The following is a 15060-nucleotide window of genomic DNA, read 5'->3' as shown; positions in this document are numbered from 1 at the left end:
CCTCGATGCGTTACTCGTTTGCTTTTTTGATCATTTCCTCTAACTTCGCTTGGTCAATTTCACCTTCATACTTTTCAACGACCTTACCTTCTTTGTTGATGATGAAGGTCACAGGCAGGTTGTAGATCCCGTACGCCTTCTCGACGGCACTGTTCGTATCCATCAGGACCGGATAGTCGGTTCCTCCGATTTCCTTGATGAAACTGGATACTCGGACCGGTGTCTCACCGACGTTTACTGCCGCAAAATTAACACCTTCTTTTTGCATCATGTCGTAATTGTCGTTGATCAACGGCATTTCTTTTTTACAGGGCTCACAGAATGTCCCCCAAAAATTGAGTAAAAGTCCTTTGCCTTTGTACTCGTCCATCGTATGTTGTTTTTCTCCATACAAATCGACAAGTGCAAATCCTGGCGCGTCATCTCCGGCAAGGACACGACCGTCTTTATCCCGTGTCGCCTGATCGACAAACTGCATGATAACGACCGCACCGGCGAATAATACCATCGTCATGATCATTAACCGCCAAAATGAACGTTTTTTCTTCTTTTGCTTCGCGGCTGCTAGCCGCTCGTCCGGGTTCTGATTCGTTTTTTTCATGTTGCACCGCCTCCACCCATATTGTACTTGAAATCGCTTAATTGTTGACAGAATGTGAAATACGTTAATCGTTTTGTCACAAACAAAGAAAACTCAACCCGCAGGCTGAGCTTCTCGCTTTACAAATTAACGTTTTTTTGTGTTCTTACGTCTTTTCGTAGGGGGAGCAACCGGATCCGCCAGCTCACGCAATTGATTGACTTCTTTTTTCGAAAGTTCACGCCAGTCGCCTGATGTTAATCCAGCAAGCGTCAGGAAACCAAACTGTTCCCGTTTCAACTTGATGACTTCTGCGCCGAGTGTTTCGACCATTTGACGGACTTGACGGTTATGGCCTTCATAGATGACCATTTCTAAAATCGCGGTATTTTTTTTCTTATCGACATCGCGCATCTCGACGCGTGCTTTACCGGTCTTGAATCCGTCCGGCAAGACGACACCTTTTTCAAGACCTTTGACATGATAGTAGTCCGGCACGCCTTTGATTTTGACGATGTAACGTTTCGGTACTTTGTATTTCGGGTGGAGCAGGAGATTCGAAAACTCGCCGTCGTTTGTCAACAGCAGTAATCCGCTTGTGTTGTAGTCAAGACGACCGACCGGGAAGACGCGGTGACCCGGGGGAACAAGATCGACGACCGTTTTACGGCCTTTATCATCTTCTACCGTCGAAACGACACCTGTTGGTTTATACAGCATGTAGTAAACGTGTTCTTCCCGTTCCAGCTTCACTCCGTCGACTTCGACTTCTGCACGTCCGCCGACTTTCGTCCCGAGTTCCGTGATGACTTTCCCGTTGACTTTGACGCGACCTTCTGTGATTAGTTCTTCTGCCTTGCGTCGTGATGCGACACCGGCCTGGGCAATAATTTTTTGTAGACGTTCCATTAATTTATTCTCTCCTCTAGTGACGGTTCATTCCGGAAAAACAAATCCCCGTCCGCTTCAAGTGTTTCTTCAAACTCAAGCGGCGGCAATTCTTCGATACTGTTCAGTCCGAAGTGATCCAAAAAATGATCCGTCGTCTTATACAATTTGGCACGCCCGACGCCTTTGGCACGTCCGGCTTCATCAATTAATCCTTTTGCACTTAACGTGTGGATGACACGTTCCGTCTTCACACCACGAATGACTTCAATGTCCGCCCGGGTAACCGGCTGTTTGTAGGCGATGATGACGAGTGTCTCCATCGCAGCGCGTGACAGGCTGTCCTCTGCAAGAGAACCGGCATATGCCTGCACATACGGTGACATCTCTTTCCGGGTGACCATCTTGAAGACACCGCCGGATTCGACGATTTGCAACACCCGTTCGTCCGCTTCAAATGCCGTCTGAAGAGCATGTAGCTGTTCCCGAGCCGCTGCCTCACTGATTTCAAGGACTTGACTCAGACCACGCGGATCGATTCCGTCGTCTCCGACGACGAATAACAAACTTTCAATGATTCGCTCATACGCCAATCTGATTCTCCTCCTTCACTAAGGCACGCAACAGGATATCATCGTTCATTTGCTCACAGGCGACGACCCGTTGTTTGACCAGTTCGAGTACGGCCAAAAAGCTGACGACCAATTCTTCAACGGTCGGTTGTTCCGTGAAAAAACCAAAAAACGTCGTTCCTTCATTGGCAAAAACATATTCCGAAACGTGAACCATCTGTTGTTCAAGTGTCCGTTCTTCCCGTTTGACGGTTTTTGAACGGCGTACTTTCCAGGCGACGCGTTGACGCATTTTCTCATAAGCGCGCAACAAGTCACTAAAAGACAGGTTTCCACTGTAATCCTGATTGTCCGCATCCAGATACGTCATCAAGTCTTCCGGCTGTTTTGAAAACAGTTCGAGCCGCGCTTCTTCCTTTTCCTTTAAGACAAGTGCAGCTTCTTTGTATGCTTTATATTCGATCAGTTGCTGAATCAACCCTTCACGTGTCGGATCCTCTTCAAAATCCGGAACTTCTTCGAAATCCGTCTGTTCGACAGGTAACAGTTGTTTACTTTTTAATTGCAGGAGCGTCGCTGCCATGACAAGGTATTCACTCGCAACATCCAGTTCGAGATGTTGCATGGCCCGAATATAGGACACATACTGATCCGTCACGATTGAGACGGAAATGTCATACAGGTCAATCTCCAGTTTACCAATCAAATGTAACAACAAATCCAACGGGCCTTCAAACGCATCCATCTTTACACTGTATGATTCCATGATTCTCCCTGCCCATCAACGTTTTTTGCGCCTTAGTATACCACACATCACCTGATTTCGACTATGCTATATTAAAAGGAAAGGAGATCCATCCATGCATCCAATCGAACAATTTGCCTTTGAATTCAACGTCCAACATGACTATTTCGAATGCCACGAAGTACTTGAAGAGCTGTGGCAGGCCGGGCAACGGCAAGATGAATCCCTCGTCGCCTTGATTCAGCTCGCCGTCGCCCGCTATCATCATCGCCGCGGCAATGTACAGGGAGCGATGCGGACCTACCCGAAAGCTTTCCAAAAACTCGAACGGCATGCCGGATCACTGTCCGCCCAAGGAATCGACGTCCCCCGTCTGCTTGCCTTACAACCAGTGTTCATGCAGCCGGACTACGAGCATATTCCGTTACCCCTCGCACATGACTTGGACCAACGGATCAACAGTCTGCCGATTGAACAGTTGCAGGACCTGTCGTTCTTGCGACATAAACACGTCCTGCGGGACCGGCAGGATGTCATCACGGCACGACAAGCGGCACTTGCCGCGCGGCAGAAAAAATGAAAAACCGGTCCGTAACTACATGGACCGGTTTTTATTGATTTTTCCATTTCTCAACAAGTCGACTCGTTTCGTCCGTTGCACCCGTGATTTCTGTCCGCAACATCTTTTCGGCTGCATCCAGTAACATATACGACATCCGTTCCCCGCGGAACGATGGCGACAAGGCGATATGTTTCAATTCAGCGTGGCCATCCACTAATTGAAATCCGATGATGCCGATAAAATCTTCATCCTGTTTATAGAGATACAACTGTTGATTCTCGTCTTGTTCATAGGTTTGAACCGTTTCAAGCAAATACTTCGGATCCTTCACTTCGCACGAAAAAGCGATTAACCCCATCGCGGTCCGTTCATTCAACTTTTTATATTTTACTAGCATCTGATTCTACACCTTCCTAGTTTCAACAACTCTCAGGAACATGATCAACTGAGACTTATTTATTCTACACCTTCTCGACCTGAAATGCTTCACTTTTCGTCAAATCCATCAAAAAAGCGGACTCCTGTAAAACAAATGCCTCTGCCCCATTTCAAACAAGACCTCCCTGTCCGGTGACAGGGAGGCGCGCTTTTTAGACGATACTGTTTTACTTCGAATCTTCCAGTACTTTAATGAATTCGCGCATATAGTCCGGTAAATCCGGTGGACGACGGCTTGAAATGATGTGTCCGTCAACGACGACCGGTTCATCATGCCACGTTGCTCCGGCATTTGTCATATCATCTTTGATTCCCGGTGTACTCGTGACATTGACACCATTCAAGACACCTGCTGAAATCAGAACCCATCCGGCGTGACAAATCTGACCGATTGGTTGTTTCGTTTGGTCAAAATGACGGACCATGGCGAGGACGGAATCAAACCGGCGCAATAGATCGGGTGACCAGCCACCCGGTACTAAAATCGCATCGTAATCTGCCGGATTGATTTCGTCAAACGTTTTGTCCGACACAATCGGGACACCATATTTTCCGATGTATTTTTCATCGGCCTTCTCACCAACGATGTCGACCGTGGCGCCCTCTTCGCGTAACCGGTGGACCGGATACCACAGCTCTAAATCTTCAAAATCATTACTGACAAGTTGGATGATCTTTTTTCCTGCTAAACGCATGATGCATCGCTCCTTCGTTTTTCGGTTCTGTTGTCACTTCCCGTATTGAACGAAAAAAAAACTCCCCTTCTTTCATCAAAGAAGGGAAGAAATCACTTACGCTTCGACACGAATTTCTTTAATGCCAGCGCCTTGCTTCATTTTTGTCGCATGTTCAAGACCTGATGTCACTTGTCCGAAAACTGTGTGCACGCCGTCGAGGTGTGGTTGCGGCTCATGAACAACGAAGAATTGGCTTGATCCTGTGTTACGACCTGCATGTGCCATTGAAAGTGAACCGGCTTTATGCTTGTGCGGGTATGATGTTGACGTTTCACACGGAATCGTCTTACCTGATCCGCCTGTACCGTTTCCGATCGGGCAACCGCCTTGTGAGACGAAACCAGGGATGACACGGTGGAAGTTCAATCCATCATAGAAGTTCGAGTTCGCAAGGTTCTCGAAGTTTTCTGTTGTGATCGGTGCATCGTCGTTAAACAGTTCAAACTCAATTTTATTTCCGTCTTCCAATAAGATATATCCAGTTTTTTGCATCGTATACCAACCTTTCGCGCTTTTCAGCTGTGGTGTTCGCCACGACATTCGCGGCTCCGTTACCTAGTGTATCAAATCTTTACAAAAAACGCAGGTTTTTTACTCACTCGACCGCGGATTCGAGAATTTCGAGCACAACCGTTTCACCGGCAGTAACCGATGCCTGAATGCCGTTCGGTAACGGGAAGACCGGATCCGTATGTCCGAAGTCTGCCTCAAGCACAATCGGGAAGTCATATCCACGGGTCGCCCGCAGGAGGATGTCCTTCAGCGTGAAATCCGGATCAAACTCGACTTTTCCGTGAAAACGTCCGACGACAATCGCCGAAATCTTTTCATACGCCCCGAGATGACGCAGTTGCGTAAAGTACCGGTCGATCGTCGCCGGTGTCTCACTTTCATCATCCTCAAGCATTAAAACAGCACCGTCGAACGACGGCATATACGGTGTCCCGGCAAGCAACAGCAGCGTCCCGAGATTGCCGGCGATGATCGGTCCTGTCCCTTCTCCTGCGCGGGCGACGACGTATCCGTCGTTGACGACATGCGTCCGTTTCCGGTCATCGTTGATGTCCCAGCGCAAGCCTTCATCCGTCCATTCATCCGATGCTTCGATTTGACCAATCGGTCCGGTCTGCATCAACGTTTTTTCAAACCACTTCTGCGTATATGCATCCAGTCCGTGCAGTTGACCAAACTGCGGTAAGATCGCGGGCCCGACGAACGTCGTCAAACCGGTTTTCGTCTGGATGCCGGAAAGCAGAGCCGTAATGTCACTGTACCCCATGAAGATTTTCGGATTATTCCGAATCAAGTCGTAATCGAGTTCATCGAGCAATTGATGTGAGTTAAAGCCGCCGATCGTCGCAATGATCGCTTTGACATCCGGATTTCGGAATGCCATATGTAAATCTTGAAGCCTTTCCCCGATTGTTCCTGCCGTATGACTGTAGATTGCTGTCGTGTTCGGCATCACGAGGACTTGAAAGCCCATCCGTTCAAGCGTCTCGATTCCCCGTTGCAGACGACGCGGTACGTACGCTGCGACAGCAGAAGCCGGTGAAAGAATCGCAATCGTATCCCCGACATTTAATTGAGCTGGTTTCATCTGTTTTCCCCCTCACGTTATTGTTTTTACTATACCAAAAAACAACCGACTGGGAAAGAAACCCAGACGGTTGTCAGAAAACACCTTATTGAATGACCGCGTGAACGAGCGGACGTGCTTCCGGCTTCGTATCACTAATATGATAGGCATGATCCATTTTTTCGATCGCTTGATCGAGTGTTTCTTTGTTCGAACGGAGTGTCGCGATGACATCGCCGACTTCGACTTTGTCGCCGACTTTTTTGAACAATGTAACGCTTGCTGCGTGATCGATGACATCCGTTTTCGTTGCCCGGCCTGCACCGAGAATCATTGCTGCGACACCAACTTCATCGGCAATGATTTCTGAAACGTATCCGGCTTTCGACGCGACGAAATCTTTTTCGAACTTCGTTTCGAGTGCTTTTGACATATCATCGACGAGTGAGGCGTCGCCGCCTTGCGCTGCGATGAACTTCTTGAAGACGTCGAGAGCTGCTCCGTTTGCGAGACGTGTCTCGAGATCCGCGTATGCTTCGTCAAACGTCGGGTAGAACTCACCAAGGACTGCCATGTGTGATGCAATCGTCAAGGCGATGACTTTCAAATCGCGCACACCTTTCCCTTGGAGCACTTCAATCGCTTCCTTGACTTCGTTCGCATTTCCGATTTCGTTTCCGAGCGGCTGATCCATGTCCGTGATGACGGCAATCGTCTTCCGGTTAACACTTTTCCCGATTGATACCATTTCTGTTGCAAGTGCTTTCGCGTCTTCAAATGATTTCATGAAAGCACCTGAACCCGTTTTAACGTCAAGGACGATGCTGTCCGCACCGGCTGCGATTTTTTTCGACATGATTGAGCTTGCGATCAATGGAATCGAGTTGACCGTCGCTGTTACATCACGTAACGCATATAATTTCTTGTCAGCAGGTGTCAGGTTGCCCGTTTGTCCGATGATCGCCATCTTGATGTCATTGACTTGTGTCACGAAAGCTTCTTCCGATAACTCGACATCAAATCCAGGGAACGCTTCGAGCTTATCGATTGTTCCGCCTGTGTGACCAAGACCACGTCCGCTCATCTTCGCGACAGGAATTCCGATTGACGCGACGAGTGGCGCGACGATCAGACTGATTTTATCGCCGACACCGCCTGTTGAGTGTTTGTCGACTTTTTTACCGTGGATGCGTGATAAATCAATCACGTCACCTGATTCGACCATCGCCATCGTTAAATCCGCGATTTCGCGGTCTGACATGCCTTGATAGAAAATCGCCATCGACATCGCTGACATTTGGTAATCCGGGATGTCACCGTTCGTGAATCCTTCAACCATCGCTTTAATATCGGCTGTTGGTAACTCGCCGCCGTCTCGTTTCGTTGCAATCAAATCTACCATACGCATAATAAGTTCCTCCTCAGGGGGTCGTTCGTATTTTATCGGGCTTCAATTCTTAATCTTACATTTTTTTGATCGAACCGCGGACAAGTGACAGGAAGTGCGCACGGACACGTTCCGTCGTTTCCATGACTTCGTCGTGGTGAAGCGGTTGATCGAGAATGCCGGCTGCCATGTTCGAGACACACGAAATACCAAGCACGCGCATATCCGAGTGACGGGCGACGATGACTTCCGGAACTGTCGACATACCGACGACATCTCCACCGAGCAACCGGGCGAGTTTTACTTCTGCCGGTGTTTCGTAGGTTGGACCTGTATTGCCGAAGTAAACGCCTTGACGCACTTGAATACCAAGTTCGTCTGCTGTTTCTTGGGCAAGACGCAACAATTCAGCGTCATACGGCTTCGACATATCCGGGAACCGTGGTCCCATCTCATCAACGTTTTTGCCGATTAACGGGTTTGTGCCGAAGAAGTTGATGTGATCCGTGATCAGCATCAAATCTCCCGGTTCAAATGCTTCGTTACACGCACCGGCTGCATTCGTGACAATCAGTGTTTCGACACCGATTGCTTTCATGACACGGACCGGGAAGGTAACCATTTCCATCGAATAGCCTTCATAGAAATGAAAACGTCCTTGCATGGCAACGACTTGTTTGCCTTCGAGCGTTCCGAAGACGAGCTGCCCGGCATGACCTTCTACTGTCGAGACCGGGAAGTTCGGGATATCGCTGTAAGGAATCGCAATCGGATTTTCGATGTCATCCGCCAGGACACCGAGTCCTGAACCGAGAATCAAACCGATTTCCGGTTTCGCCTGCATTTTGCTTTCTAAATACGACCGTGTTTCATTCCAATTGACTGTCATCTGAATCGCTCCCTTAAATTAAAGTTCTGACAAGAAACTCGTACCGTGCGCCGGCAGCTTCACGTTGAAGTTATCGGCAACTGTTGCTCCAAGGTCGGCAAACGTCGAACGGATACCAAGATCTTTTGCAGCCCCGTTTTTCGAATAGACCAACAGCGGAACGTACTCACGGGTATGATCTGTTCCCGGATGGACCGGATCATTGCCGTGGTCTGCTGTGATGATCAATAAATCATCTTCCTGCAGGCGGTCAAAGACTTCCGGCAGACGGGCATCAAACTCTTCTAATGCCTGACCGTATCCTTGCGGGTCGCGACGGTGACCGAACAACGCATCAAAATCGACGAGGTTCAAGAAGCAAAGTCCTGTAAAGTCACGATCGAGCTGGTTGACGAGTTGATCCATACCGTCCATGTTCGATTTTGTCCGAATCGCGTCCGTGACACCTTCACCATCAAAGATATCTGCAATTTTACCGAGCGAGATGACATCAAGACCCGCTGTTTCGAGTTCATTCATGACAGTCCGGTCAAACGGCTTCAGCGCATAGTCATGACGGTTTGAAGTCCGGACCCATGCTCCCTGCTCACCGAGGAACGGACGGGCAATGATTCGACCGAGCATATACGGGTCGTCGCGTGTAATATCACGGGCATACTCGCAAATCCGGTAGAGTTCTTCAAGCGGAACAACTTCTTCATGCGCTGCGATTTGAAGCACGGAGTCTGCTGATGTATAAACAATCAAAGCACCGGTCTCGACATGTTCCTGTCCAAGTTCATCGAGAATTTCTGTTCCGGATGCCGGTTTGTTCCCGATGATTTTTCGGCCCGAGAATGTTTCCAGGCGACCGATTAAATCTTCCGGGAATTTCTCAAAGACGCGGAACGGCGTGTCGATCCGCAAGCCCATGATTTCCCAGTGACCAGTCATCGTATCTTTTCCGGCTGAAACTTCTTCCATCTTCCCGTAAGAAGCAAGTGGCGCAGCATCTGCTGATATACCTTGAACAGGTTCGATATGCGACAGACCAAGCTGAGCGAGATGCGGCATATTCAGACCGTCACGTTGTTCCGCAATATGCCCGAGTGTGTGCGCACCAAGGTCACCGAATTGTTCTGCATCCGGTGCTTCTCCGATTCCTACCGAATCCATGACGACTAAAAATACGCGTTTGAATGGTTGAGCCATATTAAAATTCCTCCTATATGCTTATTACTAAATATAAATCCCGTTAGAATTTTCCCGTAAATGGACTAGACAAAACACCCTATTTGTCTGAAGTCAGACCTTTTAAGCGTAAAACCATCATGCACGGGGATGATGGTTCTTATAGACATCATGCAGCCTGGCTTTATTGACATGTGTGTACATTTGCGTCGTCGATAAATCGGCATGCCCTAACATTTCCTGAACGACACGCAAGTCTGCTCCGTTCTCAAGAAGATGGGTCGCAAACGAATGACGCAAGACGTGGGGAGTGATGTCTTTTTCAATTCCCGCTTCTTTTGCCCGGCGTTTAATCATCTTCCAAAAACCCTGCCGCGATAAACGATCGCCGCGACTGTTGAGGAACACATAATCCGTTTGCCGTCCACCGAGACTGTTGCGGGCCAGCTCAAGATAAGTCGAGACGCTGTCAATCGCTGTCTGACTGATCGGGATAATCCGGGTTTTGTTACCTTTTCCAAGACAGGACAAGTAACCAAGTTCAAGTTGCAGATCACTCAGTGTCAACTGTAACAATTCACTGACACGCATACCGGTTCCGTAGAGCAATTCAAGCATTGCTGCATCCCGTCGGACAAGCGGATCATTTCCGACGACCGAATCAAGCAAACGGACGATATCGGTTTGACTCCAAACGACCGGCAGTTTTTTATCCGGTTTCGGCAAATCAAGATGACGTGACGGATCATGGCGGACAATTTGACGTTCCACTAAAAACTGATGGAACGATCGAATCGAGCTCGTCGACCGCCGGACCGTCGACCGTGATTTTTGCGCCTGTAACAAGGATTCAATATGAAGGACAATATGGTGGCGTGTGACTTCTTCCGCGGACGAAATCCCTTGCTGTTCAAGCGTCGTCAAATACTGGTTTAAATCATTTCGATAAGCAGCTGCCGTGTTCGCTGACATCTGCCGCTCAATCACTAAATAGTCGATAAATGTCTCCAGTTGTTGCCTCACTGAACTCATCCTCTATCATTAAGAAATCGCTTACTTTCCAATCATATCAAAGGTGTAAACCGTTGTGAAGAGGTCTGACCTATATTTTTCAAAAAGAAAAACCGTCCCCTTTTTGATGAGGACAGTCAGACGGTTTGTGTTTGTGATTGTTCCAGTGCTTCGCGTGCATGCCGCTCCTGGCAAACGCGACATACACCATGGAACGTCAAGCGGTGATCTTTGATTTTAAATTGGAAACGCGTGACGATTTCTTTTTCGACTTCTTCTAACATATCATCTAGGATTTCCTCGACAGATCCGCATTCGATACAGACGAGATGATGATGCGAATGGCTCGCACCTTCCTGCCGTAAATCAAATCGGGATACGCCGTCTCCGAAATTGACTTTATCAACGACTTCAAGCTCCGTTAATAATTCAAGTGTCCGGTAGACCGTCGCAAGTCCAATGTCTGAGTTTTTTTCTTTGACCAATAAAAAGACATTCTCTGCACTTAAGTGGTCCGACTCATGCTCCAGTAAGATCCGTACGGTCGCTTCACGTTGGGGAGTCAGCTTATATCCTTTACCGCTCAGCTGTTTTTTAATGCGTTCAACACGACTTTCCATCATAGCGCCCCCTTTGGTCGAAACTGATGGTTTTATCATAGCCGATAATCTACTGTTTTTCAAATTAAAATGATTATCAACTGAAAATCATTCGTTTTAGAATGATTTTAATGTACGAATGTGCCAATGCTGAATCGCCATGATCGTTTTGGCATCGACAATCGTCCCGTCTGCGACAAGTTCAAGTGCCCGTTCAAGCGCCAACGTTTGGTTCTCCAAGAATTCATCCGGATCGAGTTGGCGTTGTCCCGCAGTCAAACCCGTTGCTTCATAAATATGTACGCGTTCGCTGCAAAAACCGGGTGCTCCGTAAAAATCAAACACATGCGTCAGCTCATCTGCCGCGTATCCGGTCTCTTCCTTCAATTCACGTCCTGCGCACTCTTCCGGATTTTCCCCTTTTTCCAGTTTTCCGGCCGGGATTTCAATCGATAATTGTTCAAACGCTTTCCGGTATTGCTCGACGACTAACAAATCTCCCTTTTCGTCAAACGCAATGATTGCGACTGCGCCGTTATGATAGACCAATTCACGGACAGATGTATTACCGTTCGGAAGACTGACGACATGTTTCTCGACGTTAAAGACTTTTCCTTCATAAATAACTTCCCGCTCTAATGTTTTTTCTTCCATCATAGACACCTCTTCTAATCGAATTTCTTCTCTTTCACAGTATGCCTGTTTTTTGATTCCCGTTGCAAGTCTGTTTCCTTTTCCTACGGAATGCCCATTCCTTACAAATCCATCCGGGAACATCCTGTATCAAATATGCTAAACTGATACACAGTAGCACTAGTCGAAAGAAATGAGGGATTGATATGACACTAGGTTTAGGTACGATGACGATTTTAAAACGGGGTCAAGAGGAAGCAACCGAGATACTTCGGACAGCGCTCGACGAAGGCATCGTCCACTTCGATACAGCAGATGTCTATGCCAACGGCGCAGTCGAGTCACTGATTGGACAGACTTTTTCACCGGAAGATCGCAGCCGGATGTTTTTGGCCTCAAAAGGCGGCAACCGGATGAATGATACGGGGACCGGCTGGACATGGGACCCGAGCTACGACTACCTGAAAAAAGCGTGTATTGAGAGTCTGAACCGTCTCGAAACACCGTATCTCGACCTCTATTATGTCCATGGCGGAACGATGGACGATGATTTGGACGCTTCAATTCGTGCCATGAAAGACTTGCAGGAAGAAGGACGGATCAAAGAATACGGCCTCTCGTCACTCCGTCCAAACGTCATCAACTATTGGCTTGACCATAGTGATTTCAGTTATTTGATGACACCTTATTCTCTGCTCGACCGACGGATTGAAGAGTTGTTGCCGCGACTTCAAGAGCGAAACATTAAACTCGTTGCCCGCGGACCGCTCGCCAAAGGTCTTCTGACTACAGAGAGCACGTCTCGTCTTCAATCGGTCGACCGGTTCGAACAGTACGATAAGGAACAGCTGGAACACATTTTATCGACGTTACAAGACTATCCCCTCCCGGCCATGGCACTGCAAGCCATTGATCAACAAGCTGATATCGTGCTGCCGGGTGCGTCAAGCGTGTCGCAACTGCAGTCGAATCTGCACGCGATGCGGGAACCGTTGACGGCTGAACAGATTGCGCATGTCTTATCACTTCTTCCCGTCCATACGTATACAGAACACCGGTGAGGTTTGATTTTTTCAACAGCAGGGAAACTTCTTCTTTGTAACGTTATTACAGAGGAGGAGTTTTTATCATGTCAAAAATTTTAATCGTATCTACAAGTGCTGACGAAATGAACGGCCATAAAACCGGTTTATGGTTCGAGGAGTTTGCTGCACCATATAACCTGTTCAAAGAAGCCGGTCATGATGTCACGGTCGTTTCGGTCAAAGGCGGCGACGTTCCGATCGATAAGGCATCAATGGTGAAAGAAATCCTGCCTAAATTCCAGGAAGCACGCCGTGCCTTACACGACACGACGCCACTTGCGGATGTAGATGCTGCATCATTTGATGCTGTTTACTTCCCAGGCGGTCACGGGGCAGTCGTCGATTTCCCGAATAATCCGCTCGTCGCAGGTGCAATCGAAGCGATGGTCAAAAAAGACGGTATCGTCGCATCCGTTTGCCACGGTCCTGCTGCCTTTGCCCACGTTACGATTGATGGCAAACCATTCGTATCAGGTCGTCAAATCAACGGCTTCACGGATGAAGAAGAAAAATCAACAGGACTCGAAGACAAAGTTCCGTTCTTACTTGAAACTACATTACGCGGTGAAGGGGCAACCTTCCTGACTTCCGATGCCGGAAAAGAATTTGCTGTCATCGACGGTAACGTCATCACAGGTCAAAATCCTGCATCAAGTGAAGCTGTCGCTAAACTCGTCATTGCTAAACTCGCAACCGTCTAACTCAATCCTGCAAGTGAAAACCCCTTTCCGGTGTCTGCACCGAAAAGGGGTTTGTTGTTTTTACTTTATAGTAAAACCCGCTCATACGCTGCGATTTCACGACTCAGTTCTTCAAGTTTCTGTTTTTGTGTTTCGTATTGTGGTGTCAGCTCGAGATGTTCCTGCTCTAAACTCGTTTGTTCCGCCGGAGTGAACGCACGGGGAACAACCCGTTCCCGCCGGTACCACCGTTTTGGGATAATCGTCGGTTCCGGCCCCGTCTTCAGGAGATGACCGACCTGATTGTATGCCGACCGGACTTCTTCAAACTGATCTTTGACAGATGGATGCTCCTGACGCAATTGTTCGAGGCGTGTCGCGACGAACGGTTGCGACTTCAGCACCAGCTGTTGTTTAATCGATTGCTTCAGAATCTGTTTGACTTGTGACCGTTGTACATCTGATTCTGCTTCGTCTGCTACGATTTCAAGATTCAGCTCTCCCGCTTCATCTAAAATCTGTTCCATTTCCTCAAACGATAACCAGACCAACTGTTGCGTGACAAACCGGTCAATCAATCCGGATTCTTCATAATAGTCACCGATCTCTCCGCCTAATTTCAGTTCTGCGACGGCGTAATGCACTTGATGTTCAATCATCTCATCCGTGACTTCATCCAACCATTCTTCATAATCTGTAAATACACTCACGTTCGTAGTCCTCCTCTAATCCCTTTACAATTCATTTACTGTACCATATCGTCTGTCTCGAATGCTCTTTTGACGACGCAAAAAAACAATCCCCTGTTTTGACAAAGGATTGATGACATCACTGTATGGTTCAGACATTCGTCTGACTTTTCTTTATTTCCTCCATCGCCCAGTCACACCAGTCGAGATAATTCAGCATCATGCGTAAGCCGTATTCACTCGTCAAGGTTTCCCCGAGCGTTGCCCCGTTTTCTAAATGATCTTTCCGCCAGACCTTCATCATATCGACGGCAAACTGATGATGTCGCTTCGATTCCTCCAAATACAGAATCGCTTCATCCGGCGGCAAGAGATGCAATAATGACACCCGCATCAAATTTTCATCTTTCATCTTCGGCTTGAATTCGCTTGGTGCACGCAACCAGGCGACAAGTGCCGTTTGACCGGCTTCCGTAATCGAATAGACTTTTTTATCCGGTAAGTCTTCTTGGACGATATAGACGCTCGTCACAAGCTGATCGTCTTCCATCTTCAATAATTCACGGTAAATTTGTGTATGATGCGCCGTCCAAAAGTGTGTCATCTGTTTTTTGAACGTCGTACTTAAATCATATCCGGTCGCTTCTCCTTGAGTTAGCAGTCCGAGCAATGCAAATCGTAACGCCACTGGCTGCACCTTCTTTCATCAAATGTATATATTGTTAATTATCTCAAAGAAATGTCCATTATGCTACTTTTTGCCTAGCTTTACCACAAAAAAAAGACGAAAGGACTTCCGCAGAAAATAGCGTGACC

19 protein-coding genes are annotated in these 15060 nt (G+C 47.8%); 3 read left to right on the top strand and 16 right to left on the bottom strand.

The genetic code is table 11. The features are described 5' to 3' along the window. Positions 1-10 precede the first annotated feature (10 nt). The 4 genes from HNY42_RS06625 to HNY42_RS06610 form a co-directional block, all read right to left on the bottom strand. Complete coding sequence (locus tag HNY42_RS06625; protein WP_026828810.1) at positions 11-601, bottom strand: redoxin domain-containing protein; 591 nt, start codon at positions 599-601, stop codon at positions 11-13. A 126-nt stretch (positions 602-727) separates the two neighbouring features. Beyond that, positions 728-1489 carry a pseudouridine synthase gene (locus HNY42_RS06620; RefSeq protein WP_014969990.1) on the bottom strand — a complete coding sequence of 254 codons (762 nt, stop codon included), beginning with the start codon at positions 1487-1489 and terminating at the stop codon, positions 728-730. Further along, positions 1489-2061 (bottom strand): SMC-Scp complex subunit ScpB, encoded by a 573-nt coding sequence (gene scpB, locus HNY42_RS06615; protein WP_131973138.1) that lies wholly within the window; start codon positions 2059-2061, stop codon positions 1489-1491. Before scpB ends, HNY42_RS06620 begins: the two co-directional genes overlap by 1 nt. Beyond that, on the bottom strand, positions 2051-2806 hold the full coding sequence (locus HNY42_RS06610; RefSeq protein WP_026828812.1) for a segregation/condensation protein A: 756 nt from the start codon (positions 2804-2806) through the stop codon (positions 2051-2053). Before HNY42_RS06610 ends, scpB begins: the two co-directional genes overlap by 11 nt. A 94-nt stretch (positions 2807-2900) precedes the next feature. Between HNY42_RS06610 and HNY42_RS06605 the strand changes: the two genes are divergently transcribed. Then, on the top strand, positions 2901-3365 hold the full coding sequence (locus tag HNY42_RS06605) for a DUF309 domain-containing protein (RefSeq protein WP_114596250.1): 465 nt from the start codon (positions 2901-2903) through the stop codon (positions 3363-3365). Between the two features lie 31 nt (positions 3366-3396). Here HNY42_RS06605 and HNY42_RS06600 read toward each other — a convergent pair whose 3' ends face one another. The 10 genes from HNY42_RS06600 to HNY42_RS06555 all read right to left on the bottom strand — a co-directional run bounded on the left by HNY42_RS06600 (position 3397) and on the right by HNY42_RS06555 (position 11811). Beyond that, positions 3397-3744, bottom strand: coding sequence for a GNAT family N-acetyltransferase (locus tag HNY42_RS06600; RefSeq protein ID WP_026828814.1), 348 nt, complete (start codon positions 3742-3744; stop codon positions 3397-3399). A 208-nt stretch (positions 3745-3952) separates the two neighbouring features. Continuing rightward, the gene (locus tag HNY42_RS06595; RefSeq protein ID WP_131973139.1) at positions 3953-4480 is read right to left on the bottom strand and encodes a type 1 glutamine amidotransferase domain-containing protein; all 528 of its coding nucleotides are present in this window, start codon (positions 4478-4480) and stop codon (positions 3953-3955) included. A gap of 96 nt (positions 4481-4576) precedes the next feature. Continuing rightward, positions 4577-5014, bottom strand: a complete 438-nt coding sequence (locus tag HNY42_RS06590) for a peptidylprolyl isomerase (RefSeq protein ID WP_012369909.1) — start codon at positions 5012-5014, stop codon at positions 4577-4579. A 103-nt stretch (positions 5015-5117) separates the two neighbouring features. Beyond that, positions 5118-6122 carry a S66 family peptidase gene (locus HNY42_RS06585; protein ID WP_131973140.1) on the bottom strand — a complete coding sequence of 335 codons (1005 nt, stop codon included), beginning with the start codon at positions 6120-6122 and terminating at the stop codon, positions 5118-5120. An 85-nt stretch (positions 6123-6207) separates the two neighbouring features. After that, entirely contained in the window at positions 6208-7509 is a 1302-nt protein-coding gene (locus HNY42_RS06580; protein WP_188005289.1) for a pyrimidine-nucleoside phosphorylase, read from the bottom strand. 55 nt (positions 7510-7564) lie between these two features. Further along, on the bottom strand, positions 7565-8377 hold the full coding sequence (locus HNY42_RS06575; RefSeq protein ID WP_026833469.1) for a purine-nucleoside phosphorylase: 813 nt from the start codon (positions 8375-8377) through the stop codon (positions 7565-7567). Positions 8378-8395: 18 nt separating this feature from the next. Next, on the bottom strand, positions 8396-9568 hold the full coding sequence (gene deoB, locus HNY42_RS06570; protein WP_188005288.1) for a phosphopentomutase: 1173 nt from the start codon (positions 9566-9568) through the stop codon (positions 8396-8398). 117 nt (positions 9569-9685) lie between these two features. Beyond that, positions 9686-10570, bottom strand: coding sequence for a site-specific tyrosine recombinase XerD (gene xerD / locus HNY42_RS06565; RefSeq protein WP_114596255.1), 885 nt, complete (start codon positions 10568-10570; stop codon positions 9686-9688). Positions 10571-10695: 125 nt separating this feature from the next. Further along, positions 10696-11178, bottom strand: coding sequence for a ferric iron uptake transcriptional regulator (locus HNY42_RS06560; protein ID WP_026828821.1), 483 nt, complete (start codon positions 11176-11178; stop codon positions 10696-10698). Positions 11179-11274: 96 nt separating this feature from the next. Next, positions 11275-11811: an NUDIX hydrolase gene (locus HNY42_RS06555; RefSeq protein ID WP_131973142.1), complete on the bottom strand. Its 537-nt coding sequence runs from the start codon at positions 11809-11811 to the stop codon at positions 11275-11277. A 185-nt stretch (positions 11812-11996) separates the two neighbouring features. Here HNY42_RS06555 and HNY42_RS06550 point away from each other — a divergent pair, with 185 nt between their 5' ends. Then, the gene (locus HNY42_RS06550) at positions 11997-12851 is read left to right on the top strand and encodes an aldo/keto reductase (protein ID WP_131503041.1); all 855 of its coding nucleotides are present in this window, start codon (positions 11997-11999) and stop codon (positions 12849-12851) included. 68 nt (positions 12852-12919) lie between these two features. Then, on the top strand, positions 12920-13576 hold the full coding sequence (locus tag HNY42_RS06545; RefSeq protein WP_131503042.1) for a type 1 glutamine amidotransferase domain-containing protein: 657 nt from the start codon (positions 12920-12922) through the stop codon (positions 13574-13576). Between the two features lie 65 nt (positions 13577-13641). Here HNY42_RS06545 and HNY42_RS06540 read toward each other — a convergent pair whose 3' ends face one another. Then, on the bottom strand, positions 13642-14265 hold the full coding sequence (locus HNY42_RS06540) for a hypothetical protein (RefSeq protein ID WP_131503043.1): 624 nt from the start codon (positions 14263-14265) through the stop codon (positions 13642-13644). A 130-nt stretch (positions 14266-14395) separates the two neighbouring features. Next, a complete protein-coding gene (locus HNY42_RS06535) occupies positions 14396-14932 on the bottom strand; it encodes a PadR family transcriptional regulator (RefSeq protein ID WP_026828826.1) in 537 nt (178 codons plus the stop codon). Between the last annotated feature and the right edge of the window lie 128 nt (positions 14933-15060).

It is taken from the genome of Exiguobacterium sp. Helios (assembly GCF_014524545.1).
Lineage (GTDB): Bacteria > Bacillota > Bacilli > Exiguobacteriales > Exiguobacteriaceae > Exiguobacterium_A.
This window is presented reverse-complemented; position numbering and strand designations above follow the sequence as displayed.

Coding starts and splice junctions, on each gene's coding strand:
- HNY42_RS06620 (WP_014969990.1), bottom strand. CDS start 1,489: ATGGAACGTCTACAAAAAATTATTGCCCAGGCCGGTGTCGCATCACGA.
- HNY42_RS06550 (WP_131503041.1), top strand. CDS start 11,997: ATGACACTAGGTTTAGGTACGATGACGATTTTAAAACGGGGTCAAGAG.
- deoB (WP_188005288.1), bottom strand. CDS start 9,568: ATGGCTCAACCATTCAAACGCGTATTTTTAGTCGTCATGGATTCGGTA.
- HNY42_RS06545 (WP_131503042.1), top strand. CDS start 12,920: ATGTCAAAAATTTTAATCGTATCTACAAGTGCTGACGAAATGAACGGC.
- HNY42_RS06600 (WP_026828814.1), bottom strand. CDS start 3,744: ATGCTAGTAAAATATAAAAAGTTGAATGAACGGACCGCGATGGGGTTA.
- HNY42_RS06595 (WP_131973139.1), bottom strand. CDS start 4,480: ATGCGTTTAGCAGGAAAAAAGATCATCCAACTTGTCAGTAATGATTTT.
- HNY42_RS06580 (WP_188005289.1), bottom strand. CDS start 7,509: ATGCGTATGGTAGATTTGATTGCAACGAAACGAGACGGCGGCGAGTTA.
- HNY42_RS06575 (WP_026833469.1), bottom strand. CDS start 8,377: ATGACAGTCAATTGGAATGAAACACGGTCGTATTTAGAAAGCAAAATG.
- HNY42_RS06625 (WP_026828810.1), bottom strand. CDS start 601: ATGAAAAAAACGAATCAGAACCCGGACGAGCGGCTAGCAGCCGCGAAG.
- HNY42_RS06560 (WP_026828821.1), bottom strand. CDS start 11,178: ATGGAAAGTCGTGTTGAACGCATTAAAAAACAGCTGAGCGGTAAAGGA.
- HNY42_RS06555 (WP_131973142.1), bottom strand. CDS start 11,811: ATGGAAGAAAAAACATTAGAGCGGGAAGTTATTTATGAAGGAAAAGTC.
- HNY42_RS06605 (WP_114596250.1), top strand. CDS start 2,901: ATGCATCCAATCGAACAATTTGCCTTTGAATTCAACGTCCAACATGAC.
- HNY42_RS06610 (WP_026828812.1), bottom strand. CDS start 2,806: ATGGAATCATACAGTGTAAAGATGGATGCGTTTGAAGGCCCGTTGGAT.
- HNY42_RS06585 (WP_131973140.1), bottom strand. CDS start 6,122: ATGAAACCAGCTCAATTAAATGTCGGGGATACGATTGCGATTCTTTCA.
- HNY42_RS06590 (WP_012369909.1), bottom strand. CDS start 5,014: ATGCAAAAAACTGGATATATCTTATTGGAAGACGGAAATAAAATTGAG.